Origin of the sequence: Cryobacterium zongtaii (assembly GCF_002909375.1) — a bacterium.
Lineage (GTDB): Bacteria > Actinomycetota > Actinomycetes > Actinomycetales > Microbacteriaceae > Cryobacterium > Cryobacterium zongtaii.
In genome coordinates this window covers 146888-171835 of the sequence record NZ_PPXD01000026.1, presented here as the reverse complement: position 1 = coordinate 171835, position 24948 = coordinate 146888, and the positions used below count along the sequence as shown (strand labels likewise).

25 protein-coding genes, 1 tRNA gene, 1 other RNA gene and 1 pseudogene are annotated in these 24948 nt (G+C 67.6%); 12 read left to right on the top strand and 16 right to left on the bottom strand.

The features are described 5' to 3' along the window. Positions 1-68 precede the first annotated feature (68 nt). Entirely contained in the window at positions 69-1418 is a 1350-nt protein-coding gene (phoH2, locus tag C3B61_RS16195; protein WP_370289865.1) for an RNA 5'-3' helicase PhoH2, read from the top strand. 71 nt (positions 1419-1489) lie between these two features. Here the strand turns inward: phoH2 and C3B61_RS16190 are convergent, their stop codons facing one another. The 5 genes from C3B61_RS16190 to xseA are packed head-to-tail and all read right to left on the bottom strand — an operon-like array spanning position 1490 to position 5763. Beyond that, positions 1490-2905: a class II fumarate hydratase gene (locus C3B61_RS16190; protein ID WP_174776212.1), complete on the bottom strand. Its 1416-nt coding sequence runs from the start codon at positions 2903-2905 to the stop codon at positions 1490-1492. A 52-nt stretch (positions 2906-2957) separates the two neighbouring features. Then, positions 2958-3608, bottom strand: coding sequence for a carbonic anhydrase (locus C3B61_RS16185; RefSeq protein WP_103461569.1), 651 nt, complete (start codon positions 3606-3608; stop codon positions 2958-2960). Further along, positions 3605-4267, bottom strand: a complete 663-nt coding sequence (locus tag C3B61_RS16180) for a DUF4245 domain-containing protein (protein WP_103461568.1) — start codon at positions 4265-4267, stop codon at positions 3605-3607. The genes C3B61_RS16185 and C3B61_RS16180 overlap by 4 nt, the downstream gene beginning before the upstream one ends. Then, positions 4264-4512 (bottom strand): exodeoxyribonuclease VII small subunit, encoded by a 249-nt coding sequence (locus tag C3B61_RS16175; RefSeq protein WP_088458066.1) that lies wholly within the window; start codon positions 4510-4512, stop codon positions 4264-4266. The genes C3B61_RS16180 and C3B61_RS16175 overlap by 4 nt, the downstream gene beginning before the upstream one ends. Before the next feature lie 24 nt (positions 4513-4536). Continuing rightward, positions 4537-5763, bottom strand: a complete 1227-nt coding sequence (gene xseA, locus C3B61_RS16170) for an exodeoxyribonuclease VII large subunit (protein ID WP_244285970.1) — start codon at positions 5761-5763, stop codon at positions 4537-4539. A 102-nt stretch (positions 5764-5865) separates the two neighbouring features. Here xseA and C3B61_RS16165 point away from each other — a divergent pair, with 102 nt between their 5' ends. After that, positions 5866-6906 carry a 4-hydroxy-3-methylbut-2-enyl diphosphate reductase gene (locus C3B61_RS16165; protein WP_088458064.1) on the top strand — a complete coding sequence of 347 codons (1041 nt, stop codon included), beginning with the start codon at positions 5866-5868 and terminating at the stop codon, positions 6904-6906. A gap of 18 nt (positions 6907-6924) precedes the next feature. On the opposite strand, the gene C3B61_RS16160 is transcribed toward C3B61_RS16165, so the two are convergent. Both C3B61_RS16160 and fbaA read right to left on the bottom strand, forming a co-directional pair. Then, on the bottom strand, positions 6925-7524 hold the full coding sequence (locus tag C3B61_RS16160) for a DUF6264 family protein (RefSeq protein WP_103461567.1): 600 nt from the start codon (positions 7522-7524) through the stop codon (positions 6925-6927). Positions 7525-7542: 18 nt separating this feature from the next. Continuing rightward, on the bottom strand, positions 7543-8568 hold the full coding sequence (gene fbaA, locus C3B61_RS16155) for a class II fructose-bisphosphate aldolase (RefSeq protein ID WP_088456697.1): 1026 nt from the start codon (positions 8566-8568) through the stop codon (positions 7543-7545). A gap of 226 nt (positions 8569-8794) precedes the next feature. On the opposite strand from fbaA, the gene glpX reads away from it, so the two are divergent. Continuing rightward, a complete protein-coding gene (gene glpX, locus C3B61_RS16150) occupies positions 8795-9727 on the top strand; it encodes a class II fructose-bisphosphatase (RefSeq protein ID WP_174776216.1) in 933 nt (310 codons plus the stop codon). A gap of 12 nt (positions 9728-9739) precedes the next feature. On the opposite strand, the gene C3B61_RS16145 is transcribed toward glpX, so the two are convergent. Genes C3B61_RS16145 through C3B61_RS16135 form a run of 3 tightly spaced genes read right to left on the bottom strand, consistent with a single transcriptional unit; the run spans position 9740 to position 12095 of the window. Then, positions 9740-10408, bottom strand: a complete 669-nt coding sequence (locus C3B61_RS16145; RefSeq protein WP_103461566.1) for a pentapeptide repeat-containing protein — start codon at positions 10406-10408, stop codon at positions 9740-9742. Then, the gene (locus C3B61_RS16140) at positions 10408-10857 is read right to left on the bottom strand and encodes a nitroreductase family deazaflavin-dependent oxidoreductase (RefSeq protein ID WP_103461565.1); all 450 of its coding nucleotides are present in this window, start codon (positions 10855-10857) and stop codon (positions 10408-10410) included. Before C3B61_RS16140 ends, C3B61_RS16145 begins: the two co-directional genes overlap by 1 nt. A gap of 5 nt (positions 10858-10862) precedes the next feature. Continuing rightward, a complete protein-coding gene (locus tag C3B61_RS16135) occupies positions 10863-12095 on the bottom strand; it encodes an MFS transporter (RefSeq protein ID WP_103461564.1) in 1233 nt (410 codons plus the stop codon). A gap of 41 nt (positions 12096-12136) precedes the next feature. Between C3B61_RS16135 and prfB the strand changes: the two genes are divergently transcribed. The 4 genes from prfB to smpB all read left to right on the top strand — a co-directional run bounded on the left by prfB (position 12137) and on the right by smpB (position 15992). Next, complete coding sequence (gene prfB / locus C3B61_RS16130; RefSeq protein ID WP_088456692.1) at positions 12137-13243, top strand: peptide chain release factor 2; 1107 nt, start codon at positions 12137-12139, stop codon at positions 13241-13243. A gap of 80 nt (positions 13244-13323) precedes the next feature. Further along, positions 13324-14532 (top strand): cell division ATP-binding protein FtsE, encoded by a 1209-nt coding sequence (ftsE, locus tag C3B61_RS16125; RefSeq protein ID WP_103461563.1) that lies wholly within the window; start codon positions 13324-13326, stop codon positions 14530-14532. Further along, positions 14529-15443 (top strand): permease-like cell division protein FtsX, encoded by a 915-nt coding sequence (gene ftsX / locus C3B61_RS16120; RefSeq protein ID WP_103429741.1) that lies wholly within the window; start codon positions 14529-14531, stop codon positions 15441-15443. The genes ftsE and ftsX overlap by 4 nt, the downstream gene beginning before the upstream one ends. Before the next feature lie 72 nt (positions 15444-15515). Further along, a complete protein-coding gene (gene smpB, locus C3B61_RS16115; RefSeq protein WP_088458063.1) occupies positions 15516-15992 on the top strand; it encodes an SsrA-binding protein SmpB in 477 nt (158 codons plus the stop codon). A gap of 47 nt (positions 15993-16039) precedes the next feature. Here the strand turns inward: smpB and C3B61_RS20240 are convergent, their stop codons facing one another. Both C3B61_RS20240 and C3B61_RS20235 read right to left on the bottom strand, forming a co-directional pair. After that, positions 16040-16333: an HNH endonuclease signature motif containing protein gene (locus C3B61_RS20240; protein WP_341866786.1), complete on the bottom strand. Its 294-nt coding sequence runs from the start codon at positions 16331-16333 to the stop codon at positions 16040-16042. Next, positions 16328-16621: pseudogene (locus C3B61_RS20235) on the bottom strand (DUF222 domain-containing protein); the annotation flags it as partial. The pseudogene C3B61_RS20235 and the gene C3B61_RS20240, both read right to left, overlap by 6 nt. Before the next feature lie 573 nt (positions 16622-17194). Here C3B61_RS20235 and ssrA point away from each other — a divergent pair. Then, positions 17195-17580, top strand: a transfer-messenger RNA (tmRNA) gene (gene ssrA / locus C3B61_RS16105). Between the two features lie 95 nt (positions 17581-17675). On the opposite strand, the gene C3B61_RS16100 is transcribed toward ssrA, so the two are convergent. Then, a complete protein-coding gene (locus tag C3B61_RS16100) occupies positions 17676-18467 on the bottom strand; it encodes a class II glutamine amidotransferase (RefSeq protein WP_244285969.1) in 792 nt (263 codons plus the stop codon). Between the two features lie 230 nt (positions 18468-18697). Between C3B61_RS16100 and C3B61_RS16095 the strand changes: the two genes are divergently transcribed. Next, positions 18698-19846, top strand: coding sequence for a carboxylate-amine ligase (locus C3B61_RS16095; RefSeq protein ID WP_165787940.1), 1149 nt, complete (start codon positions 18698-18700; stop codon positions 19844-19846). Positions 19847-19861: 15 nt separating this feature from the next. Here the strand turns inward: C3B61_RS16095 and C3B61_RS16090 are convergent, their stop codons facing one another. Continuing rightward, complete coding sequence (locus tag C3B61_RS16090; protein ID WP_244285968.1) at positions 19862-20608, bottom strand: PIG-L family deacetylase; 747 nt, start codon at positions 20606-20608, stop codon at positions 19862-19864. Further along, positions 20605-21834: a glycosyltransferase gene (locus tag C3B61_RS16085; RefSeq protein WP_103461558.1), complete on the bottom strand. Its 1230-nt coding sequence runs from the start codon at positions 21832-21834 to the stop codon at positions 20605-20607. Before C3B61_RS16085 ends, C3B61_RS16090 begins: the two co-directional genes overlap by 4 nt. Positions 21835-21937: 103 nt before the next feature. On the opposite strand from C3B61_RS16085, the gene C3B61_RS16080 reads away from it, so the two are divergent. Beyond that, complete coding sequence (locus tag C3B61_RS16080) at positions 21938-23191, top strand: GAF domain-containing protein (protein WP_103461557.1); 1254 nt, start codon at positions 21938-21940, stop codon at positions 23189-23191. A 38-nt stretch (positions 23192-23229) separates the two neighbouring features. On the opposite strand, the gene C3B61_RS16075 is transcribed toward C3B61_RS16080, so the two are convergent. Continuing rightward, entirely contained in the window at positions 23230-24045 is an 816-nt protein-coding gene (locus tag C3B61_RS16075) for an inositol monophosphatase family protein (RefSeq protein WP_241990325.1), read from the bottom strand. A 127-nt stretch (positions 24046-24172) separates the two neighbouring features. Here C3B61_RS16075 and C3B61_RS16070 point away from each other — a divergent pair. Beyond that, positions 24173-24248, top strand: a tRNA-Lys gene (locus C3B61_RS16070). A gap of 161 nt (positions 24249-24409) precedes the next feature. Beyond that, positions 24410-24928, top strand: a complete 519-nt coding sequence (gene msrA / locus C3B61_RS16065; RefSeq protein ID WP_103429733.1) for a peptide-methionine (S)-S-oxide reductase MsrA — start codon at positions 24410-24412, stop codon at positions 24926-24928. The last annotated feature ends 20 nt before the right edge of the window (positions 24929-24948 follow it).

The window sequence follows — 24948 nt, the reverse complement described above, 5'->3', positions numbered from 1 at the left end:
GGCTCGAGAAAAAGCTTGTGGCCGCTCGCCAACAAATCCGCACCCCCGGGTGCGGGGTGGGAGTGGTTGTGACCGCTAATCGAACCGACTACCTGAACGCAGAACACACATCGTCAGGGGTCGACCAAACCGAGCGCACCTTCGTGCTGGACACCTCGGTTCTCCTGTCCGATCCGAAGGCGATCTTCCGGTTCGCCGAACACTCCGTCGTACTGCCGGTGGTGGTGATCACCGAACTGGAGTCCAAGCGCAACGACCCGGAGATCGGTTACTTCGCCCGGCAGGCGCTGCGTTACCTCGACGAACTGCGGGTCAAGCACGAACGACTCGACTTCGCCATCCCGGTGGGGGAGGGCGGCAGCCTGCGGGTCGAGCTGAACCACTCGAACATGTCGGTGCTGCCCTCCGGGTTGCAGCTGGGCGACAACGACTCGCGCATCCTCGCGGTGGCCATGAACCTGGCCAACGACGGACTCGCCGTCACCGTGGTGTCCAAGGACCTGCCGTTGCGGGTGAAGGCCGCCTCGATCGGACTGACCGCAGACGAGTACCGGCACGAGCTGGCTGTGGACTCCGGCTGGACGGGCATGGACGAGATCACCCTGAGCGCCGAGCAGGTCAACGACCTCTACGACAAGGAGTCCCTGCAGACCCGCCTGGTGCAGGACATGCCGGTCAACACGGGCCTGGTGATCCACTCCGACCGCGGCTCGGCCCTCGGCCGGGTCACCGGGCGGGGCGAGCTGCGCCTGGTGCGCGGGGACCGCGACCTGTTCGGCCTGCACGGCCGTTCGGCCGAGCAACGCCTGGCGATCGACCTGTTGCTGGACCCGGAGATCGGCATCCTGTCGTTGGGAGGTCGAGCGGGGACGGGGAAGTCGGCGCTCGCCCTCTGCGCCGGCCTGGAAGCCGTGCTGGAACGGCAGCAGCACCGCAAGATCATGGTGTTCCGGCCGCTGTACGCGGTGGGCGGCCAGGAGCTCGGCTACCTGCCCGGTGACGCGCAGGAGAAGATGGGTCCCTGGGGCCAGGCGGTGTTCGACACCCTCGGGGCACTGGTGAGCGAGAACGTACTGGAGGAGGTCGTCGAGCGCGGCATCCTTGAGGTGCTGCCGCTGACCCACATCCGTGGTCGGAGCCTGCACGACGCCTTCGTGATCGTCGACGAGGCGCAGTCGCTGGAGCGGAACGTGCTCCTGACGGTGCTCAGCCGGATCGGACAGAACTCCAGGGTGGTGCTCACCCACGATGTGGCCCAGCGCGACAACCTGCGCGTGGGTCGCTTCGACGGTGTCGCGAGTGTGATCGAAACGCTGAAGGGCCACCCCTTGTTCGCCCACATGACCCTCACCCGGTCCGAGCGCAGCGCCATCGCCGCCCTGGTCACCGAGATGCTGGAGGGAAACGAGCTGGCATAGGGCCACGAAAGCGGCGAACCGGTTGCCTCAGCGAAGCTGAAGCAACCGGTTCGCCGCTTTCGCGGTACGGGTTAGCGCGCCTGGGGCGGCCGGGTCATGCTCAGGACGTCCAGGGCCGTGTCGAGCTGCTCGAGGGTGACCTCGCCGCGTTCCACGAAGCCCAGGTCGATGACCGACTCGCGCACCGTGAGGCCCTGCGCCACGGAGTGCTTGGCCACCTTGGCGGCGGCTTCGTAGCCGATCACCCGGTTGAGCGGGGTGACGATCGACGGCGATGATTCGGCCAGAGCGCGGGCACGGTCGAGGTTGGCCTCGAGGCCGTCGACGGTCTTGTCGGCGAGCACCCGGGCGCCGTTGGTGAGCAGCCGAATCGACTCGAGCAGCGCGGTGCCCATCACCGGGATGGCCACGTTGAGTTCGAACGCGCCGGAGGCGCCGGACCAGGCGATGGTGGCGTCGTTGCCGATCACGCGGGAGCAGACCATGAGCACGGCCTCCGGGATGACCGGGTTGACCTTGCCGGGCATGATCGACGAGCCCGGCTGCAGGTCGGGGATGCTCAGCTCACCGATGCCGGTGTTGGGGCCGGAGCCCATCCAGCGCAGGTCGTTGCAGATCTTGGTGAGGCCAACCGCGATGGTGCGCAGAGCACCGGAGGCGTCGACCAGGCCGTCACGGTTGGCCTGGGCCTCGAAGTGGTCGATGGCCTCGGTGATCGGCAGCTCGGTCTCGTCGCAGAGCAGCTCGATGACGAGCTGCGGGAAACCGGCCGGCGTGTTGATGCCGGTGCCGACGGCGGTGCCGCCCAGCGGCACCTCGGCGACGCGGGGGAGCGCGGTGCGCACCCGTTCGATGCCCAGGCGCATCTGGCGGGCGTAGCCGCCGAATTCCTGGCCGAGGGTGACCGGGGTGGCGTCCATCAGGTGGGTGCGGCCGGCCTTGACCGCGGTCGCCCACAGTTCGGCCTTGGCCTCGAACGCGACCGCGAGGTGATCCAGGGCCGGGATGAGGTCGTCGATGAGGGCGCTGGTCACGGCGATGTGCACCGAGGTGGGGAAGACGTCGTTGGAGGACTGCGACGCGTTCACGTGGTCGTTGGGGTGCACCGGGCTGCCCAGGCGGCGGGTGGCGAGGGTGGCGAGCACCTCGTTCATGTTCATGTTCGACGAGGTTCCGCTGCCGGTCTGGTACACGTCGATGGGGAACTGGGCGTCGTATCGACCGGTGATGACCTCGTCGGCGGCTGCCGCGATGGCGTCGGCGATGTTCGAGTCGAGCACGCCGAGACGGGCATTGGCGAGGGCCGCCGACTTCTTGATGCGGGCCAGGGCCGCGATCTGGGCGGACTCGAGCACGGATCCGGAGATCGGGAAGTTCTCGACCGCCCGCTGCGTCTGCGCACCGTAGAGCGCGTCGGCGGGAACCCGGACCTCGCCCATCGTGTCGTGTTCGATCCGGAATTCTGTTTCAGCTGAAATGTCCACCACGGTGTGTCATACCTTTCGATTCATGCGGGTTGCCGGTCGGTGTCGAGAGTTCCTAGACGACGCCGACGACGAGGTCAGGATCTGCGCGGCCCTCGAGGAGCCTGTAGTTCGCACCGACGATAGCCAATGTACCTTCTGCGATCGCGGCGCTGATCATCTCGGAGCGCTGCACGAGCTCCGCCACGGTGTCGCGCAGGTGTTCCCGGCCCACGGCGGATGCGTCCACATCGTCGGGGTCGAGCGGACCGGTTTCGGGTCCATTGACGCGGCGCACCGCCGGCACGATCTTCTCGATGATGCTGTTGATGTGCGGCGGCAGGGCCTCGGCGTCTTCGGCTTGCGAGTCGATGGCGGCTCGTACCGCGCCGCACCTGTCGTGGCCGAGCACCAGGATCAAAGGCACCTTGAGCACCGCAACGGCGTACTCGAGTGAGCCGAGCACCGAATCGGAGATGACCTGGCCGGCGTTCCGCACGACGAACAGGTCTCCCAGGCCCTTGTCGAAGATGATCTCGGCGGCGAGCCTGGAGTCGCTGCAGCCGAACAGGGCGGCCATGGGGTTCTGCACGAACGCGGTCTCGGCGCGACGGTCGACGTCCTGCCGGGGATGTTGCGGTGTGCCCGCCACGAAGCGTTCGTTGCCCGCGGCGAGGTCGTTCCAGACCTGGGCCGGTGTCGGAGTCGGAGTCGGTGTGTCGGTCATTCGCTGGAGCCGTTCTGTTCGGTGCTGATCTGCTCGGCCACGGCGGCGGCGAGCACGGTCAGCTCTTCGTCGGTGGCGGTGCCGATCAGGAGATAGCTGCTGTCGCCGGCCTCGGTGACGAGGGCGGATTCGAAGTTGCCCCGGTCGGCGGCCGGCGCGGGATTGCGGTAGACAGCCCAGTCCAGACCGGCGATGGTGATGGTGTCGGTCGGCTCGACGTCTTCGAGCTGGTCGGCGAGCCAGGTGGGGTTGGCGTCGACGGCCTGGGTGAGCCCGATGAACTCATTCTCGGGGGTGAGCAGGCCGAGGTACCAGCTCGAGACACCGTCGTTGCCGCCCTGGCGCCACTGGGCGGCGTTGGCACTCCAGCCGGGTGGGAGCACGGGCACGACGAGCGGTTCCTCGACGCCGGACTGCGCCTGTTCGGCGACGCTCGTGTAGTCGACCTCGCGATTGATCGGGGTGTCGCTGCGGGGCACGATCAGCACCAGCACGATGACCGCGCCGAGGGTCGCCAACAGCGAGTAGACGAGGTTGTTGATGGTCTTGCGGGACCGGTAGTTCTTGGAGTTGGTTGCCAGCCGCCTAGCGCGTTCCTCGGCGGTCTCCGGGCGGCCGAGCTCCGCGACGACGCGCGGTGGGCGGGGACTGCGGCTCATTCCGCGGTGGCCGCGCCGCGGGCGGCATCCAGGCGTGCTTTGGCGCCGATCAGCCATTCCTCACAGCGGGTGGCGAGGGCCTCGCCCCGCTCCCAGAGCGCCAGGGATTCCTCGAGCGTGGACGCACCCTGCTCGAGCACTGAGACGACACGGATCAGTTCGTCCCTGGCCTGCTCGTAGCTGAGCGAGTCGACCGCCGGGACGGTGCCGGCGGTGGTCGGAGTCGGGGCTGCGGACGAAGTCATGTCATCCATCCTATTTCTTTCCATCTATTTCGAGACCGCGGGCACGGTGCCAACGCCCACGGTGATGCGCAGCTCGGTGCCGGCCGGGGCCTGGTCGCTGGAGCGCAGCACGTGGCCGTCCGGCAGCTGCACGATGGCGTAGCCGCGGTCGAGGGTGCCCTGGGGGGAGAGGGCGCGCAGCTGGGAGCGCAACTCGACCACGCTGGAACCGGCGCGTTCGAGAGTACGGTGCATCAGCTCGGTGCCGCGCGCCACGTACCGGGTGAGGTCCTGCGAACGACTGTCGATGATCCAGTCCGCGCCGGCGAGCACCGGTCGGCTGCGCAACTGGCCGAGCCTGTCGACTTCGGTGGCGAGGATACCGGTGAGCCGGCTGCTCAGCCGCGCCCGTGCCTGCTGCACCCTGTTGAGTTCGTCGGAGACGTCGGGCACCACCCGCTTCGCCGCGTCGGTGGGAGTCGAGGCGCGGAGGTCGGCGACATCGTCGAGCAGCGGCCGGTCGGCCTCGTGGCCGATGGCGCTGACCACCGGGGTGGTGCAGGCCGCGACGGCGCGCACGAGTGACTCGTCGCTGAAGCCGAGCAGGTTCTGGAAGTCGCCGCCGCCGCGGGCGACGATGATGACGTCCACCTCGGGGTCGGCATCCAGCGCCCTGATGGCCGCGGTGACCTCACCGACCATCCGGTCGCCCTGCACGGCGGCGTGCACCACCCTGAAGTCGACGGCCGGCCAGCGCAGCTGGGCGTTGCGGAGCACGTCTTTCTCGGCGTCGGAGTCCTTGCCGGTGACCAGCCCGATGCGGTGCGGCAGGAACGGCAGCGATCGTTTGCGGGACGCGTCGAAGATGCCCTCGGCCTTGAGCTGCGCGCGCAGGCGTTCGAGCCGTTCCAGCAGGTCGCCGAGCCCCACGTGGCGCAGCTCGAAGACCTGCATCGTGAGGGAGCCGCCCTTGACCCAGTAGTTGGGCTTGACGAGGGCGATGACCCTGTCGCCCTGCTTGAAGTCACCGGTCAGGCGGGCCTTCACCGACGACCAGACCGTGAAGCTCACCGTCGCATCCACGGAGAGGTCCTTGAGCTTGCCGTAGACGTTGCCGCCGCTGGTGCCCCACTGCACGATCTCGCCCTCCACCCAGGCGGTGCCGAGCCGTTCGATGTAGCCGCGGATCTTGTTGGAGAGCACGGCGACGGGCCAGGGGGCGTCGACAGTGGGCGGCTCGTCGCCCGCGGCGGGCATCGTGACTGCGTTCATGGGTCTCCTGGTCTGCTGAGGGCTCGCACGGTCCGTTCAGACATGCCCGCTTAGACTGTTCGGGTGAGTACCAGTACTAATGCGCCCGTGATCGGCCTTGGCATGCCCAGAATTCCCAGCCTGCGCAACAGGCTCAAGGATACCCCGGTGGTCGGGCCGAAAAAGGTGCTGCTCGCGGCCCCGCGCGGCTACTGCGCCGGCGTGGACCGGGCCGTCATCGCGGTGGAGAAGGCCCTCGAACTGTACGGGGCGCCCGTCTACGTGCGCAAGCAGATCGTGCACAACACCCACGTGGTGAGCGAACTCGAGAAGAAGGGCGCCATCTTCGTCGAAGAAGTGGATGAGGTCCCCACCGGTTCGCATATCGTCTTCAGCGCGCATGGCGTGTCGCCGGCGGTGGTCAACGCCGCTGCCGCCCGCGGCCTGTCGGCCATCGACGCCACCTGCCCGCTCGTCACCAAGGTGCACCGCGAGGCTGTGCGCTTCGCCCGCGACGACTTCGAGATCTTGCTGATCGGCCACGAAGGCCACGAAGAGGTCGAGGGCACCGCCGGCGAGGCGCCGGAGCACACGACGCTCGTCGGCAGCCCGGACGAGGCCGACACTATCGTCGTGCGCGACCCGGACAAGGTGGTCTGGCTGTCGCAGACCACGCTGAGCGTTGACGAGACCATGGAGACGGTGCGCCGGCTGCGGGCCCGGTTCCCGAACCTGCAGGACCCGCCCAGCGACGACATCTGCTACGCCACCCAGAACCGTCAGGTGGCCATCAAGAAGGTCGCCCGCGACTCCGATTTGGTGATCGTGGTGGGGTCGGCGAACTCGTCCAACTCGGTACGCCTGGTGGAGGTGGCGCTGGAGTACGGCGCGAAGGCCGCCTACCGGGTGGACTACGCCAACGAAGTGAAGCAGGAGTGGCTCGACGGCGTGAACACCGTGGGCGTCACGAGCGGAGCATCCGTGCCCGAGGAACTCGTCGAGGAACTGCTGCGCGACCTGGCCGGCGCCGGCTACGGCGACGTGGAGCAGATCAAGACCGCCGAGGAAGACCTGCTCTTCTCGCTGCCCAAGGAGCTGCGCAAAGACCTGCAGGGCAAGACCGACGCGCGTGCGCTCGGGGGCAGGGTCAGTCGACCGGAGTAGTCGGCGGCTGGCCGGGCCTTATGGCTGGCTGAGGTACTCGAGCAACGCCGGGTCGCCGGCCAGCACGACGGCCACGGCCGCGACCAGCAGGACAAACGCGACGACGCCGCCGATGATCGGAACGTAGAACGCGCGTCGTCCGCGCAGCAGCAGCAGGATCGACGAGACGGCCGCGGCCACCCAGACGACGGCCTGGCCGATGCTGCCGCCGGTGATGATCGCGTTGACGGAGTCCGTCACGGTGTACTCACCCAGCTCGGCCTGCGAATAGAGCATCGCCAGGGCCTGCGGCAGGCTGCCGAGAATCGAGATGGTGAAGTAGGCGCCGAGCAGCCCGAAGACCAGCAGGCTGATGGTGAGGGGTCGGTCCCAGGCAGGCGCCGTTCCCGGCACCGCACCTGGCGCCGCGGAGGCCGGCCGTTCGGCCGATCCCCGCGTCGCCCGGGCCGGCGTCACCGTGGTGGATGCGGCGGCAGAGGCCGCAGGAACGGGTTCGTCCTGCGGCGGCGTCCAGGTCCAGCCCTCCGGAGCCAGCTCGCCGTAGCGGGGCTGGGGGCGGTAGTCCACCGGCGGGGTGACCGCCGGGGTCTGGTCTGAAGCGTTCTCTGCCATCGTCATCCGGTGTTTTCTGTTGAACTAGCTGTTGGAGTGCCCGGCGGAACCGAGCTGGCGGGTGGCCTGGGCAACGCGAGCGGCCATGGCCGTCTCGGCAACCTTGCCCCAGGCGCGCGGGTCGTACAGCTTCTTGTTTCCGACTTCACCGTCGACCTTGAGCACGCCGTCGTAGTTCTTCAGCATGTAGTCGGCGATGGCGCGGGTGAACGCGTACTGGGTGTCGGTGTCGACGTTCATCTTCACGACACCGTTGGCGACGGCTTCGGCGATCTCGGCATCGGTCGATCCCGAGCCACCGTGGAAGACGAGGTCGAGGGGCAGTGCGCTGGTGCCGTACTTGGCGGCGACGCTGGCCTGGATCTCCGCAAGGAGCTCCGGACGCAGCTTGACGTTGCCGGGCTTGTAGACGCCGTGCACGTTGCCGAAGGTGAGGGCGGCCATGTAGCGGCCCTGTTCGCCGAGGCCGAGGGCCTCGATCATCTTGACGGTGTCGTCGAAGGTCGTGTACAGGTTGTCGTTGATGTCGCCCTCAACGCCGTCTTCTTCGCCGCCGACGGCGCCGATCTCGACCTCGAGGATGGCGTTGATCGCCTTGGTGCGGGTGATGATGCCCTTGGCGATCTCGAGGTTCTCGTCGAGCGCGATGGCCGAGCCGTCCCACATGTGCGACTGGAAGATCGGGTTGAAGCCGTCGGCGACGGCGGTCTCGGAGGCCGAGATGAGGGGCAGTACGAAGTCGTCCAGCGCACCCTTGGGGCAGTGGTCGGTGTGCAGGGCCACGGTGACGGGGTAGTTGTCAGCAACGGCGTGCGCGAACTTGGCGAACGCGAGGGCGCCGGCGGCACGGTTCTTGACCGTGTGACCGGCGAAGTAGTCGGCGCCACCGGTGGTGACCTGGATGATGCCGTCAGAGCCGGCTTCGGTCAGGCCCTGGAGAACGGCGTTGATGGACTGCGAGGAGGAGACGTTGAATGCGGGGTACGCGAACCCCTTCGACTTGGCCTTGTTCAGCATTTCGGCGTATTGGTCTGGGGTTGCGATGGGCATTGCTTCTCCTCGAAATCGAGCGGGGGTGTCCGTCAAGTCTAGCGAGGGCTTCTGTGTGAGCGCTCGGGGTACAAGGTCCCGCTCTAGGCACGCTGGGTATGCTGGCCCCGTACCGGCGTAGTTCCGGCGCGTCCCTCAGCAACCCACATACGACCTCGAAGGACACCAATACACAGTGACTACTGAACACGATTCTCTCTACCTCCACCCCGACCGCAGCCTCGGCATGGAGCTGGTGCGGGCCACCGAAGCCGCCGCCATCCGCGCTGTGCCGTTCATCGGCCGCGGCGACAAGAACGCCGCAGACGGTGCCGCCGTCGACGCGATGCGCAAATTCCTCGGCACTGTCGATTTCGACGGCGTCGTCGTCATCGGCGAGGGCGAGAAGGATGACGCGCCGATGCTCTACAACGGCGAGCACGTCGGCAGCGGGCGCGGGCCCTCCTGCGACATCGCGGTGGACCCCATCGACGGCACCTCACTCACCGCCAACGGGCGCCAGAACGCACTGAGCATGATCGCGGTCGCCGACCGGGGCAGCATGTACGACCCCAGTGCCGTGTTCTACATGGACAAGATCGTCACCGGATGGGAGGGCCACAACGTCGTGGACCTGCGCCAGCCGATCGGCGAGAACATTCGCGCCTTGGCCAAGGCCAAGGGCAAGGATGTGTCCGACATGACCATCGCCATCCTCGACCGGCCGCGGCACGCCGGCCTGATCGAAGAGGTGCGCGCGGCGGGCGCCGGCACCCGGTTGATGCTCGACGGCGACGTGGCCGGCGGCATCAACGCGGCCATCACCGAGACCCGGATCGACATGTGCGTCGGCATCGGCGGCACCCCGGAGGGCATCATCACCGCCTGCGCGTTGAAGGCGTTGGGCGGTTTCATCCAGGCGAAGCTGCACCCCAAGGACGACGACGAGGCACAGCGGGCCATCGACGCCGGCCACGACCTTGACCGCATCCTGGGCGTGAACGACCTCGTCACCAGCGACAACACCTATTTCGTCGCCACCGGCGTCACCGACGGCCAGCTGGTCGGCGGGGTGCGCAAGATGGGGCCGAAGATCCGCACCGAGAGCATCGTGTTGCGCGGCAGTACCGGCACCATCCGCCGGGTCGTGGCGGAGCACCTTGCCGAGAAGTGGCTCTAGAGAGCCCTACTTTTATTCAACGAGGATGCCCAGCTGCGCCGCGAGCAACGGAGCGAGCAGCGCGAGCTGGGCGTCGTCGATGGTGGCGCCCCTGAGCCCTTCCAGGCTGTGGATGGCCGAGAAGTCGCTGGAGCGCAGGTCCACGTCGGTCAGCCGTGCGCCGGCCACGTCGAGGGTGCCGATCCGGCAGTCGCGGAGTTCCAGCCGTTGCACGGTGGCCCCGGAGAGGTCGAGCTCGTCGATGATGCAGTTGGAGATGAGCACGTCGGTGAGGGTGGCGTTGCGCAGGTTGATGAAGTCCAGCTTCGACCCGTCCAGCTGAACGCTGCGCAGGCCGGAGTCGTAGAGCTCGACCGAGCCGAGCCTGGAGTGCTCGATGCGCACGTCCCGCCAGCTCGATCGTGGCGCGCTGAACACGGCCGCGTGCAGTTCGGTGGCGACGCACTCGTTCCAGGTGCTGCCGCGCAGCACCGTGGTATTCAGGTCGACGCCGTGGAACTCACACTCCGCGAACCGGGTGCCGGTGAAGTCCCGGCCGGAGAAGTCCACCCGGCTGTAGCGTTCGGCCTCACGGTCGTCACCGCGGCCCACCAGCGCGCCGTCGTTGTCGAGCAGGTTCTCGAGCAGGATCCGGTCCAGCTGGGGTCCGCGCCGCTTCGACCGGGCCGGTGGCTTGGCCACTAGGAGGCCGGCTCGGCGACGGGTTCGAGCAGGAACACCGGAATGACCCGGTCGGTCTTGACCTGGTAATCGGCGTAGTCGGGGTACGCCAGAACGGCCCGCTCCCACCAAAGGGCCTTCTCGTCGCCGGTGATCTCCCGGGCGAGCATGTCGCGTCGCACCGGACCGTCCTGCACCTCGACGAGCGGATGCGCGAGCACGTTGGCGTACCAGACCGGGTTCTTCGGGCTGCCGCCGAGCGACGCCACGGCGGCGTAACGGCCGTCGTGTTCGACGCGCATGAGCGGAGCCTTGCGGATCTTGCCGGATTTGGCGCCGAGGGTGCTCAGGACGATCACGGGCATCCCGCGCATGGTGGTGCCCTTGGTGCCGGCGGAGGTCTCGTACAGTTCGACCTGGTCGCGGACCCACTTCTCGGGGCTGGGCTCGTACTCTCCGAGCAGGGGCATGCTGGCTATCTTTCTCTCGGGGGAAAACGGGGGTGGCGCGGGGCGTACCGCGGAATGTAGCGCCAGAGCACGCCGGCTCCCACCAGGCCCACCACTCCCATCACAGCACTGGCCACCGACAGCGACAACAGTGCGATCATGGCGGCGACGGCCAGGGGAGCGGCGGCGCTGCCGAAGTCGGCGGTGAACCGCCAGGCGCCCAGGAACGGGGCCGGGCCGCCGGCCGGCGCCAGGTCGGCGCCGAGGGTCATCAGCAATCCGCTGCCGATACCGTTGGCCACGGACAGGAACATCGCCACGGCGATGAACCACGCCACGTTCTCGGGCAGATCGTGGGTGAACGCGAGGGCGAGCATGCCGACCCCCAGTCCGATCATCGACGGGATCGCGGTCCACATGCGCCCGAAGCGGTCCATGATCTGGCCGCTGGCATAGAAGAGCGCGAAGTCGATGCCGCCGGCGATGCCGATGATGAGGGCGGTGTCGGGTTCGTTGATGCCGATGCTGACCGCCCAGAGCGGCAGCAGCACCGTGCGGGTGGCCCGCATCGCACCGACCAGTCCCGCGCCGGTGCCCAGCCGCAGCAGCACACCCCGGTAGCGCCAGATGGTGCTGAACAGTCCCGCGGTCTCCACGGCGGCGACGGGAGCAGGCTTCGCGAAGGTAATCGTCGGATCCGGCAGCAGCATCAGCACGACGGCGGCGGCCACGCAACAGACGATGAACACCCAGAAGACGGCGGTGGTGCTGCCGGTGAGGTGGATGACCCCGGCGGCCAGGAACGGTCCGACGAACCAGCCGGCGCGGAAGACGCCGCCGAGGGTCGACAGCGCCCTGGCCCGGTAGGCCACGGGCACGTAGCTGGTCATGAAGGCGTGCCGGGCCAGAGCGAACACGGCCGTGGCCAGGCCGATCAGGAAGATGCCCACCAGCAGCACGACCGGGTTGGGGGCGACGATGCAGACCAGCACGGCGATGATCGCCAGCAGCGACGCCCCGATCATCGAGTTGCGTTCGCCGATGCGGGACACTATCGCGCCGCTGGGGATGTCGCCGACGAGTTCACCGACCATGACCATGGCCGCGATGAAGCCGGCGAAGGCCAGCGACGCGCCGAGGCCGTCCGCCACCAAGGGGATGAGCGGGATCATCGCACCCTCGCCGATGGAGAAGAGCAGCGTGGGTAGAAACGCGGCCAGAGCCACTCCCCGGAGGCTGAAGGGGCGCTCGGTGCTCATCCGTTCGATGTTACCTCTCGCCCGGTAGGCTGGATTCCACAATGATTGAGCTGGATTTCTCTGAGCAGATCGCCGCGCTGCGGGCCACGTTTGACGACATCCGGTCGGTGATCGACATCGACAGGCTGAAGCTGGACATTGCCGAGTTGAGCGACCAGGCGGGTGCCCCCGACCTGTGGAACGACTCCGAGCACGCCCAAAAGGTGACCAGCGAGCTCAGCCACCGCCAGAGCGAGCTCAAACGCATCGACAGCATCGAGTCCCGCCTCGACGACCTCGAGGTGCTCGTGGAGCTGGCCAACGCCGAGGGCGACCAGGAATCGGCCGATGAGGCCACGGCCGAACTGCGCAGCGTGCAGAAGGTCCTCGGCGACCTCGAGGTGCACACCCTGCTCAACGGTGAGTTCGACCCGAACCCTGCCGTGATCACTATCCGGGCCGGGGCCGGTGGCGTGGACGCCGCCGACTTCGCCGAGATGCTGTTGCGCATGTACCTGAGGTGGGCCGAGCAGCACGATTACACCACCAACGTTCTCGACGTGAGCTACGCCGAAGAGGCCGGCATCAAGTCCGCCACGTTCGAGGTGAACGCGCCGTACGCGTTCGGCACCCTCAGCGTCGAAGCCGGCACGCACCGCCTGGTCCGGATGAGCCCGTTCAACTCCGCGGGCAAGCGCCAGACCTCCTTCGCCGCCGTCGAGGTGGTCCCGCTGATCGCCCAGGCCGAGGCCGTGGAGATTCCCGACAACGACATCCGCGTCGATGTGTTCCGCTCCAGCGGCCCCGGCGGGCAGTCGGTGAACACCACAGACTCCGCCGTGCGCATCACTCACCTGCCCACCGGACTGGTGGTGAGCTGCCAGAACGAAAAGAGCCAGATCCAGAACCGCGCGGCGGCGATGCGGGTGCTGGCGTCCAGGCTGCTGTTGCTGCAGCGTGAGCAGGAGGCGGCCACCAAGAAGGAGTTCGCCGGAATCATCACGGCGAGCTGGGGCGACCAGATGCGCAGCTACGTGCTCGCGCCGTATCAAATGGTCAAGGACCTGCGCACCGAGTACGAGGTCAACAACCCGTCCAACGTGTTCGACGGTGACCTGGACGGATTCATCGCCGCCGGCATCCGCTGGCGCAAGACCCCCACCGACTAGGCGTGTCAACCTTTGGACTTGCTGCTTGAGGCATGTCGCAAGTAGGTAAATCCCGGATGGCTGCCTAGGCTCGAAACGCCATGATCCGATTTGATCACATCACCAAGAAATATCCCGGTACGAACCGACCGGCCCTGAACTCAATCGACGTCGAAATTCTTCGCGGCGAGTTTGTCTTCCTGGTCGGGGCTTCGGGCTCGGGAAAGTCGAGCTGCCTTCGCCTGATGTTGAAGGAGGAGAAGCCGTCCAGCGGTAGCATTCACGTGCTCGGCCAGGACCTGCGCTCCATCTCCAACCGCAAGGTGCCCTACTTCCGTCGCAACCTCGGGGTGGTCTTCCAGGACTTCCGTCTGCTGCCGAACAAGACCGTCTACGACAACGTCGCGTTCAGCCTGCAGGTCATCGGTAAGTCCCGTGGGTACATCCAGGAAGCCGTGCCCGACACCCTGCAGATGGTGGGCCTGGCTGAAAAGGCGCAGCGTCTGCCACACGAACTCTCCGGTGGTGAGCAGCAGCGCGTGGCCATCGCCCGAGCGATCGTGAACAAACCGCAGATCGTTCTCGCCGACGAACCGACCGGAAACCTCGACCCCACCACCAGTGCGGAGATCATGTCGCTGCTGGCCCGGATCAACGCCGGCGGCACCACTGTGATCATGGCCACGCACGAGGCCGGCATCGTCGACAAGATGAAGCGCCGCGTGATCGAACTCTCCGCGGGCCAGATCGTGCGCGACGAGCGTCAGGGCGGCTACGCCACGGCGGCCATCCCGATGGTGCTGCCCCCCGGCGAGCGGGCCGCGTCGAGGTCCTCGCGGATGCCGGCCACGGGCGCCGCCCCGGCCACGCCGCTGACTCACCCCGCGCCGGAGGTGCTGCCCCAGGAGGTGGCATCGGCCGAGGTCGAGGCCGCCGCCGTTGCGGTGAGCACCGCGCTGCCGGTGGAGCCGACGCCCGAACCGGCACCGGTGATCGAACGGGCCGAGCCCCTGTCGGTCGTGGCTTCCACCCCGCCGGTCCCTGTCGTGGCGCCCATCCCGCCGGTTCCGGTCATGGCCGAGCAGCCCGCAGCGGTTGACCGTCAGCCGGAAACCCCTCAGCCGGAACCCGACCAGCAGGCCGCTGCGCCGCCGGTCGAGCAGCCGACCTCCACGATGTCCAGGCCGGTGCTCCCGGTCACCCAGCATGACGAACCAGAACAGCTCACCCTGGCCGAGAAGCTCGGCCTGCGGGCTCCGGGCGAAAAAGCCGATCCCACCAGTGAGCAGAACGTAGGACCCACCCGATGAGACTCGGACTTGTGCTTTCCGAAGCATCCAACGGCCTGCGCCGCAACGCCTCCATGGTCGTCTCGGTCGTGCTGGTCACCTTCATCTCGCTCACCTTCGTGGGCGCGGCGATCCTGATGCAGATGCAGATCGGCCAGATGAAGAACTTCTGGTACGACCGCGCTCAGGTGGGCATTTACATGTGCACCGCCATCTCGCCGGGGGAGACCTGCACCGCAGGCGAAGCCTCCCAGGAGCAGATCGACTCGGTGGAGGCGCAGCTGGAGTCCCCGACCCTGGCAACCTTCATCGACAAGTACTACTTCGAGACGCACGAGCAGGCGTTCGAGAACTTCAAGACGCAGTTCGCGGGCAACCCCGTGGCCGACTACGTGACAGCCGAACAGCTCAACCAGACCTTCTGGGTCAACCTCAACAACCCCGAGGACTCCGAGGTGCTGGTCGAGAGCCTGTCCGGCGTCGCCGGGGTCGAGAATGTCGCCGATCAACGCAAGTACCTCGATCAGATTTTCTCGGTGCTGAACGTGGCCAGCTATACAGCCATCGGCATCGCATCGTTGATGCTCGTGGCGGCGGCCCTGCTGATTGCCACGACGATCCGGCTGTCGGCGTTCTCCAGGCGCAAGGAGTTGGGCATCATGCGACTGGTGGGTGCGTCGAACCGGTTCATCCAAACGCCGTTCATCCTTGAGGGTGTCTTCGCGGCGCTGCTGGGTTCACTGCTGGCCGGTGGGGCGATCGTGGCGATCGTGCACTACTTCGTGCAGGGCTACCTGGGTGCCAGTCTCACCGGCTTCGCCCTGGTCGGCCTCGATGACGCGTTCACCGTGGTGCCGATCCTGCTGGTGCTCGGTGCGGCGCTGGCCGCGGCGTCGGCCAACTTCGCGATCACCCGCTATCTGAAGGTCTGATCAGAACCACTAGACTAATGGGCTGCCCGGCGGATGCCTGGCCGCTTCACTGAACCGATCGAGGAGAATGCCGTGCCCAGGGAAAAAGGCGAGAAGGTCGTCGCGACCAATCGCAAGGCGCGCCACGACTACCTCATCGAGGATACGTACGAGGCCGGAATGGTGCTCAGCGGCACCGAGGTGAAGTCCCTCCGCGCCGGACGGGCGTCCCTCGTCGACGGCTACGCGTTCATCGAGTCCGGGGAGGCCTGGCTGGATGCCGTGCACATTCCGGAGTACACCGCCGGCACCTGGACGAACCACCCGCCCCGTCGCAAGCGCAAGCTGCTGCTGCACAAGGCGGAGATCGTCAAGATCAGCCACAAGACCAAAGAGGGTGGCTACACCCTGATTCCGCTGAAGATCTACTTCAGCGACGGCAAGGCCAAGGTCGAGATCGCGGTGGCCAAGGGTAAGAAGGAATACGACAAGCGGCAGACCCTGCGCGAACGCCAGGACAAGCGCGAGTCCGACCGAGCCATCTCCGCCCGCCGCAACCTCGGCGACTAGCCCCGACCCGACCCGACCCGCCCCGAGTCGCCCGCTCAATCTGGCCGCTACTCGTCTTGTGGTCGGGTCTTCGGGTCGTGCGCCCGGTGCTGCTCGGGTGTGCGCCATGTCCCGGGCGGGTCGATCCAGTGCGGGGCCTTCACTTGTGGCTTCCCGCCGACCATCCGGATTCTCCACCCGCCGCTGTCGATGGTGTGGTGGTGGTACCAGCACAGCAGTACCCCGTTGGAAGCATGGGTTTTCCCACCGACCTGCCACGGCACCACATGGTGTACCTCGGTCCACTGGGGTGGGCAGTCGCAGCCCGGGATGATGCAGCCGCCGTCTCGGGCGGTGATCATTTTGCGTTGCATCGGGGAGAAACAACGGGCCTTGGAGCCCAGGCCGAGGACGGCACCGGCGCTGCCGAAGAAGACGGGCTGGAAGGCGCCGTTCTCGATCATCTGCGTAATGGTCTTCATCGAGACCGGCCCGTCGACGCCGTCGATCCAACCGACGCCGGCGTCCTTGAGGAGGTCGGCCGCGTTCGCATGCACCATCACCGTCGGTGGCATGCCGCCCATGGTCGGGGTGCGGGGGTCTTGGGCGACCTGCACCAGGATGCCGCGGAGAATATCGGCGCGCTTCTCCCCGCCGGTGCGTTAGCACCCTCTGGGCCACCTTCTCACCCAGCGCCAGGCGCCGTTTCATCTCCTGCCGAGACGCCAAGGTGAGGCGGGTGAGCAGGTCGCTTTGATGCGACGCCCCCAACCGCCACGCCATCGAATCCCGGCCCAACCCGGGGCGGGACCGGTATCCGACAACGGTCGCCGCGCCAATCCGGGCCGCGTCCACGGGCCGGCCGGCATTCTCGACCGTCTGGGTGAACGCCACCACCTCCGCGTCACTGAGCGCGTCGAGGTCGGTCGACTCCAGAACGGCCTGCACCATCCCCGCGGCATCCGCGAGGACCCGGAGCTTTTCACCGAAGGCGCCGGTGAACGCGCGCTGCACCCCCGGGATCTCCGACGGATCGCGTTGTCGAGGACGGCCTGCGGCATCCGTCGCTACCGGGGTGGCGCGAAAGTGTTGTATCCTGAAAGGCCGTGGTGGTGAGCTGCAATGTTCGCCACTGCGGTTCTGGAAACAGGATTGGTAACTCAACAGCGTGTGACAACAACCGCGTTCTGCGCAACTCATTCGAGTCGGCAGCACGTGAACATGGGGATGATCGGTTTCGACATTGCCTGCGTAACTGTGAGAAGCGGGTCGAGGATGCAGGGTTATCTCGTAAACGATCTCTGCAAAACAATAAGTGCCAATTCAAACCGCACTGTCTCGCGTTCCGCTTTCGCCCTCGCGGCCTAAGTAGAACCACATTGAGACCGTCAGACCGGGAATGCTCTCTACTCGGATCCTGACGTCATTTAGAGAGATTGCTCCTATCCTGAGCCTCGGGGTATAGGGGGACTTAAACGAGGGCTGGGCTCGTCGGATCAGCTGCCAGTGGCAAGTTCCGGAGCCGAGTAGAACGCCTTCACTGGATACACCCGTAGAAGAAACATGACCACAGCAATGGACCGGGGTTCAATTCCCCGCATCTCCACCATTGGGTTGTTGCCACACGCTGTTGACCACCAACATGCAAAACGCCACCTCTCGAGGTGGCGTTTTGTGTATTCAGGAGCGGCCGGCCCGACGTGGTCAGTCGACCAGGAAGGGCTGATGCCGATACCCGTCCATTTCGAGAATGAGTGCGGACGATTCCGGTACCTCGACGAAGGCGCCGGGCAGGTCGTTGAGCGGCTCGGAGACCACGACCTTCGCATGATCACCGAAGGCGGCCAGCCGCTCCTGGTCGGGGTACATCTGGCGGAGCGTGCGGATGTCCGCCGAATGAAACAACGTGCGCGTGCGTCCCTGGGTCGAGTAACGGAAGGCCCACAAGGTGGAGCCGTCGGAGACGGCGACGGTGCCCTGCCAGGGAAAACGCACATCGTGATCGTGGCCGACAGACTCGACGGTGCGAATGGCGCGCCCGATGGCATCGATCGGGTCATCACGGAGCCCGTAGGTCAGCGCGAGGTGAAAGAGCACCTCTGAGTCCGTCGTGCCGAGCACGTTCGGGTACAGCGACGGGTCGATCGCCAACGTCAGGTCGCGTCTGAGCTCGCGCCACCCAGCAATGGCGCCGTTGTGCATGAACATCCAGTTCTGATAGCGATACGGATGGCAGTTCGTCTGCTGGATCGGCGGTGCGGTTGCCGCGCGAACATGGGTGAAGAAGAGGGGACTGGTGAGAGCCCTGGTGAGCTCGCTCAGGTTCGCGTCGTTCCACGCGGGTTCGATGCTGTGGAAAAGCGCCGGTGCGGTGCCCATCGGGGCTCCCGTGGGGTACCAGCCGAAGCCGAAGCCATCCCCGTTCACCGTCTCGGCTCCCAGCGGGGAGTTCAGCGATTGCGCGACTATCGAGTGCTTAGCGTCGAGCACGATCATTGAGGGTTGCAGGGGTTCCCCGAGGTACGCCAGCCATCTGCACATCCGTCCATCTCCCATCCGGCACCGCCGCGGTGGCGCGCACGCGACCATTGTGCACCCGTCCACCGAGGGCGGTCCGGTTCCCCCAGCAGGGTGATGCAAGACCCTTGACCGCTATCCGGCTACAGGTCACACTCATCGCAGACGGTTCACACTGTCGTGATCCGACGGCGACGGAAGAGGTCAACGTGGCTACGTTTGGCATCGAAGAGGAGTTCCAATTCCTCGATCCTGACACCCTGTTCCCCGTGGATGTGGGCGCCCAGGCCTTCGAGCACCTGTCGACGATGCCCGAGTGGCAGGGCGTGACGCACCGGGAGTTCCTGGCCTCCCAGATCGAGCACGCTTCGGCGGTGTTCGAAAAGATGGAGGACGCTCACGCGGCCATGACGGGCTTTCGACGCGCGGTCGCCGACCAGGCGGCCGAACTCGGTGTGATCGTGGCGAGTATCGGCACCCCGCCCGACACGACGGCGTTCCCCACGATCACCGACACCGAGCGCTACCAACGCATCGTACGCACCATGGACGCCGTGATCGCCGACCATCAGGTGAGTGGTCTGCACGTGCACGTCGGCATCCCGAGCCGGGAGGCCGGGGTGATCGTCCTGAATGCGGTGCGGCCCTGGTTGCCGCTCTTCACGGCCATCGCCGCGAACTCTCCGCTGTGGCGGGGGCAGGACACCGGGCACGACAGCTGGCGCACGGTATTGCTGCGCCGGTGGACGACCTCGGGCTGCCCGCCGGCCTTCCTCGACGCCGCGGACTACGACCGACGCATCGCACGACTGCTGGGCATCGGCGGCACCGTCGACCTGGGCGTGATCATGTGGGACGTGCGGCTCTCGGAGCACCTGCCCACGATCGAGTTCCGGGTGGCAGACGCACAGCTCGACGCGCAGACCACGCTGTTCATCACCGCGCTGTGCCGGGCGTTCGTGGCGCATTCACTCGGGGTGCCGGCCGCGCAGGCCGCCGCCGCGAGCGCATCCGCCCAGATGCCCTCCGAACTCCTCTCCGCTGCCCTGCTGCACTCGGCCCATCACGGAATGGACCGGCAGGTCTTCGATCCGCTGCGCGGCGGGCTGGCCCCGGCTCACGGCTGCCTCCGCCGATTCGTGCGGATGCTCGAGCCCGAGCTCGTAGAACTGGGCGACGTCGAACTGGTGCGAGAGGCGGTGGCCCGGCTCAGAGTCGACGGCACCGGTGCGGCACAGCAGCGTGCCGCCTTCAGCCGGGGCGGCCGGCCCGAGCTGCGCCGGCTGCTCACCAGGACGATGACCCCGGCTCGGCGCGCCGAGAGGGTGACGGTGGCCGCTGGAGCGATCCTCGGCTGAGAGCGCCCGTCACGGTCAGACGGCGGGGTGTGGGTGTAGCCGCAGGCCGGCCGAGGTGCCGATCGCCTCACGCTGACCGCCGGAGTGCACGATCTCGGTGCCGTGCACGGTGAGCTGGCTTGCGTGCGCGCGCAACGCATCCGTCACCACCGCGAGGTGCTGGGGCAGATCGAACCATTCTTCGTCACCCGCGGGTGCCTCGAGCACCTCTGCGAAGGCGGTGCCGGTAGCCGTGGTCGCGGCGCGGGCGGCATCGTGGGCGCGCACGTGGTCGGGATGCCCGTAACCGCCGCCGTCGTCGTAACTGATCACCAGGGACGGTCGCAGCCGCACAATCAGGGCCGCGATGTCGGCCGTGACCTCGGCCAGCGGCGCCACCGAGAGGGCGTCGTCGGCGGCGTCGTCCGCCGGCCCGGCCAGGCCGGGGCGAATCCAGACCATGCCGGAGTCGCGGTAGCGGCGGGGCTCGAGGCCGTCGACCCTGGCGGGCGGCTCACCGAGCCAGAACCGTTCGGTGATGCCCAGGATGCCGGTGGCCCGTTCGAGCTCCAGTTCCCGTTCGCGCGCCAGCTCCTCGGTGCCGGCCAGGGCCGTGAGCGGACCGTCGACGACCTCGCCGCGTTCGCCCCGTGAGCAGGTGAGCAGGAACACCCGGCTGTCCCTGGCGACGAACTCGGCGATAAGTGCGCCGGTGGAGATGGTCTCATCGTCGGGATGGGCGTGCACGAACAGCACCGACCGCTGGCCGTCGAGCAGGCTCACGCGCAGACCGATACCGGCAGCAGGGCGCAGTAAACGTCGAGCAGGGACGCGGCGGAGCGCGACCAGTCGAAGGTCTCGGCGCGCGCGCGGGCCGCCAGCGACAGGCGCCGCGCCAGGGCGGGGTCGGCGAGCACGTCGGTGAGCGCATCCGCCCAGACCTGCGGGTCGCGCGACTCGATGAGCAGACCGGTGTCGCCGTCGAGCACAGCTTCGCGCAGTCCGCCCGTGCCCTGGGCGACGACGGGAACACCGCTGGCCGCGGCCTCCAGCGCCACCAGGCCGAAGGTCTCGGAGTGTGAGGGAACCAGCACCACCCGGGCGCCGCGGAGCAGGGCCGCCAGGTCGACGCGGGACCGCGGACCGACGAAGCGCACCCCGTTCTCAATGCCGTGCCGGGCCGCGAGCCGGTTGAGCTCATCGATGTAGCCGTCGTAGTCGGCCGAGGCGTCACCCGCGATCACGAGCTCCGGCCTCAGGTGAGCCGGCACGGCGGCGATGGCCTCGATGGCCAGGTCGAGGCCCTTGAGTGGCTGGAGGCGCCCGGCGACCACCGCGTAACCGCGGTCCGTTGGCGTGGCCCGGTCCGCTCCGGCTGCAGCGGGCGCGACGGGATGGAAGAGGGACCCGTCCACGCCGGGCGGGACTATCGCGATGCGGTCCATCGACCCGCCGAGCCGACGCACGACGGTGTCGGCCTCGGCGGCGCTCACGGCCACGATCAGGTCCGACTCCCGGGCCAGCCAGGCTTCGCCGGCCATCCGCCCGCCGGATTCGGGCCGCTCGCCCGCCGACAGCGGGGTGGCCTCGTCGGCCGCGATGGAGTGGAAGCTCTGTACGTGCGGCACGCCCAGCTCGCGGGCCAGTGGCAGCATCGCCATGCCGGAGAACCAGTGATGCGAGTGGATGACGTCCCACGGACCCAGCGCGGCGGCCTGCGCGCGGAATTCGTCGATGAACCCCTCGTGGTCGCCCTTGGGCACCGAGCGGAGCGGTCCGGCGTCGAGGTAACGCAGGGTGACGCCGGCGCCCAGGCTCCGGGCGGCGGGCATCTCGGGGGAGGACCGTCGGGTCAGGATCTCCACTTGGTGGCCCAGCGCGGCCATGGCCTCGGCCTGGTGCCGCACCACGACATTCATGCCGCCGGCGTCCCCCGAACCGGGCTCGGCACCGGGGGAGGTGTGCAGGGAAACCAGGGCGATACGCAGGGGATCTGTAACAGGGGACACTACAGAATCTTATGACACCGGCGGATGCGTATGATGAGACCCAGTTGTATGCAATGTACGCCTACGACCGTCCAGTACCAACAACTTCGAGTTGGAGGGTCACGTGCGCGAAGCCCTGCGGTGCGCGATGGTCCCCGTGATGCTCGCCTGGCTGGCTACTCTCGAGCGCAAGTTCCGCGGCATCCCGGTGCCGGACGATGCTCCCCAGGCGCACTCGCCGGGAATCGACAGTGACCGCATCCTCATCGTCGGCGGCGGACCGGCCATCGGCTGGGGTGTGCTCAGCCACACCCTCGCACTGCCGGGCGCTCTGGCCAGGGCGCTAACGGCCCGCACCGGTCGCGGCGTGGATGTCGACGTGATCGCCCGGTCGAACATGACGCCGCGCAACGCGCCAGAGCACATCGACTTCGCCAACCTGTGGCGATACGACGCCGTGGTGCTCACCCTCGGCCTGTTCGACGCGGGCCGGCTCACGTCCACACGGGCCTGGCGCCGGGACCTCGCCAGCCTGGTTGAGCAGATCCAGCACTCGAGCTCCCTCGGCACCGAGGTCTTCGTCGCCGGGATCGCCCCGGTGGCGCTGATTCCGGCCTTCAGCGGCCCCTTCGGCGCACTGGCCGGCCGGCAGGCGCTGGAGCTCAACGCTGTGAGCGAAGACGTCTGTGCCGCTGTCGACCGGCTGACCTTCGTGAGGCTGCCCGGCACGCCGGTCGCCAGGTCCGGCCGGTTCCGGTCCGCGAGCGACTACGACCTCTGGGCAGAGGTGCTGGCCGAGCCGATGGCCGGCCCGCTGGAGCCCCTGCGACGCACCGATGGGGTGCCGGCACCCGAGGTGCAGGGCCGCACACCCGAGGAGATCGAACAGGCCAGGCACCGGGCGCTGATGGCGTTGAACCTGCTCGACACCGCACCGGAGGCGCGGTTTGACCGGATTGTTGCGCTGGCCCGCTCGTCGCTGGGCACCAGCGCGGCCGCGTTCACGGTGATCGACGGTGACAGGCAGTGGCACAAGGCGACGGTGGGCCTCGCGGTGTTCGACATTCCCCGCAGCGAGTCGTTCTGCACCGTCACGGTGCTCGAGTCGGCGGCTCTGGTTGTTCCCGATGCGCGGCTTGACCCGAGATTCCGGGACAATCCCCTGGTCGTCTCCGGTCCCCGGTTGCGCTTTTACGCCGGTTTTCCGATCGAATCGCCCTCGGGCGAACGCATCGGCGCGCTCTGCGTATACGACCAGAACCCCCGATCCCAGGAGGACGTTGACCTGGTGTTGTTGCGCGAGTTGGCGCTGTTGCTGCAGTACGAGCTCTGGCAGTCGGCCGGCGCCGTCGACCGAGCCGACACCCTGGGGCCGTAGGTCCGGGCTCTTGGCGCCGTCTGCCCAGTGGGGTCGGCTCAGCGAATCGGTGGGGCGATGGCGTCCAGCGCCGGCTGGTGCAGCAGGCCGTTGGTGGCCAGGGCGCTGCCGTGCCACGGGCCGGCCGCGCCATCGGCCGAGGTGAACACGCCACCGGCCTCCTGCACAATAGGCACCAGGGCCGCCATGTCGTACGGCTGCAGGTCGAATTCGCCGGCGATGTCAAGGTGTCCCTCGGCGAGCAGCATGTACGACCACATGTCGCCGTAGGCCCGGGTGCGCCAGACCTGCCGGGTCAGCGACACGAGCCCGTCGAGCCGGCCGGCCGCATCCCACTGCTGGATACTGCCGTAGCTGAGGGACGCGTCCGCGAGGGTTTCGACGCCGGAGACGTGCAGACGGGTGGGCGCGGCCGCGGGACGGCGGGCATCGGTCGACCAGGCGCCGCCGCCGGTCGCGGCCCACCACCGCTTACCCAAGGCGGGGGAGCTGACCACACCGAGCACCGGAACCCCGTCGATCGCGAGGGCGATCAGGGTTCCCCAGATGCTGATGCCCCGCAAAAAGCCGGCGGTGCCGTCGATCGGGTCGATGATCCACTGCCGGGTCGTCGACCCCGCCGTGCCGAATTCCTCACCGAGGATTCCGTCGCCGGGGCGCCGTTCGGCCAGGAGAGCCCGGATGGCGCGCTCGACCGCCTGGTCGGCATCCGTCACCGGGGTGCGGTCCGGCTTGGTGGTGACAACAAGGTCGAGGGCTTCGAATCGGGCCATCGAGATCGCGTCGGCCGCATCGGCCAGCTCGAGGGCCAGCGTGAGATCATCGGCGAGGGTGGGCGGCAGGGTCTCGGTCACGCTCCCCAGAATAGTGACTGGGGCGCGACACGCCGATGTCAGCTCTCGATTGGCGCGAGCGCAGAAACTGATGGTAATGTCTCATGTCGGCGGGGATGCCCCGCCTGAACGATATGCACAAAAATACGCACCTCTAGCTCAATTGGCAGAGCAGCTGACTCTTAATCAGCGGGTTCCCGGTTCAAGTCCGGGGGGGTGCACCACACGAAAGACAAGCCCGGCCGCGAGTGTGCGGCCGGGCTTTTCTGTACCCTCAAACGACCGCTTAAGCTGTGAGCGGGCTGTGTGTGACGGGAGCGCCGGAACAGGCCGGTACGCCGACACGTTGTGCCCAGAGAATGTCCACGACACGAGGAGAGACACTATGAGCACAACCACTGAGAAGGCGACACTGGCCGGCGGCTGTTTCTGGGGCGTCGAGGAACTGGTGCGGAAGCGCGAGGGCGTTCTCTCCACCCGGGTGGGCTACACCGGTGGCGACACTCCCAACGCCACCTACCGCAACCACGGCGACCACGCCGAGGCGATCGAGATCACCTTCGACCCCGAGCGCACCAGCTTCCGGGAACTGCTGGAGTTCTTCTTCCAGATCCACGACCCGTCGACGAAGGACCGCCAGGGCAACGACCGTGGCCGCAGCTACCGTTCGGCGATCTTCTTCGCGGATGCCGAGCAGGAGCGCGTCGCCCGCGACACCATCGCGGATGTCGACGCATCCGGTATCTGGCCGGGCCCCGTCGTAACCGAGGTGGAACCTGTCGGCGACTTCTGGTTGGCCGAGCCCGAGCACCAGGACTACCTGCAGAACTACCCCAACGGCTACACCTGCCACTTCGTGCGGCCGGGCTGGGTCCTGCCGCGCCGTGAGCAGGCCGCCAGCTAACCAGCCCCCGGCGCGCGGCC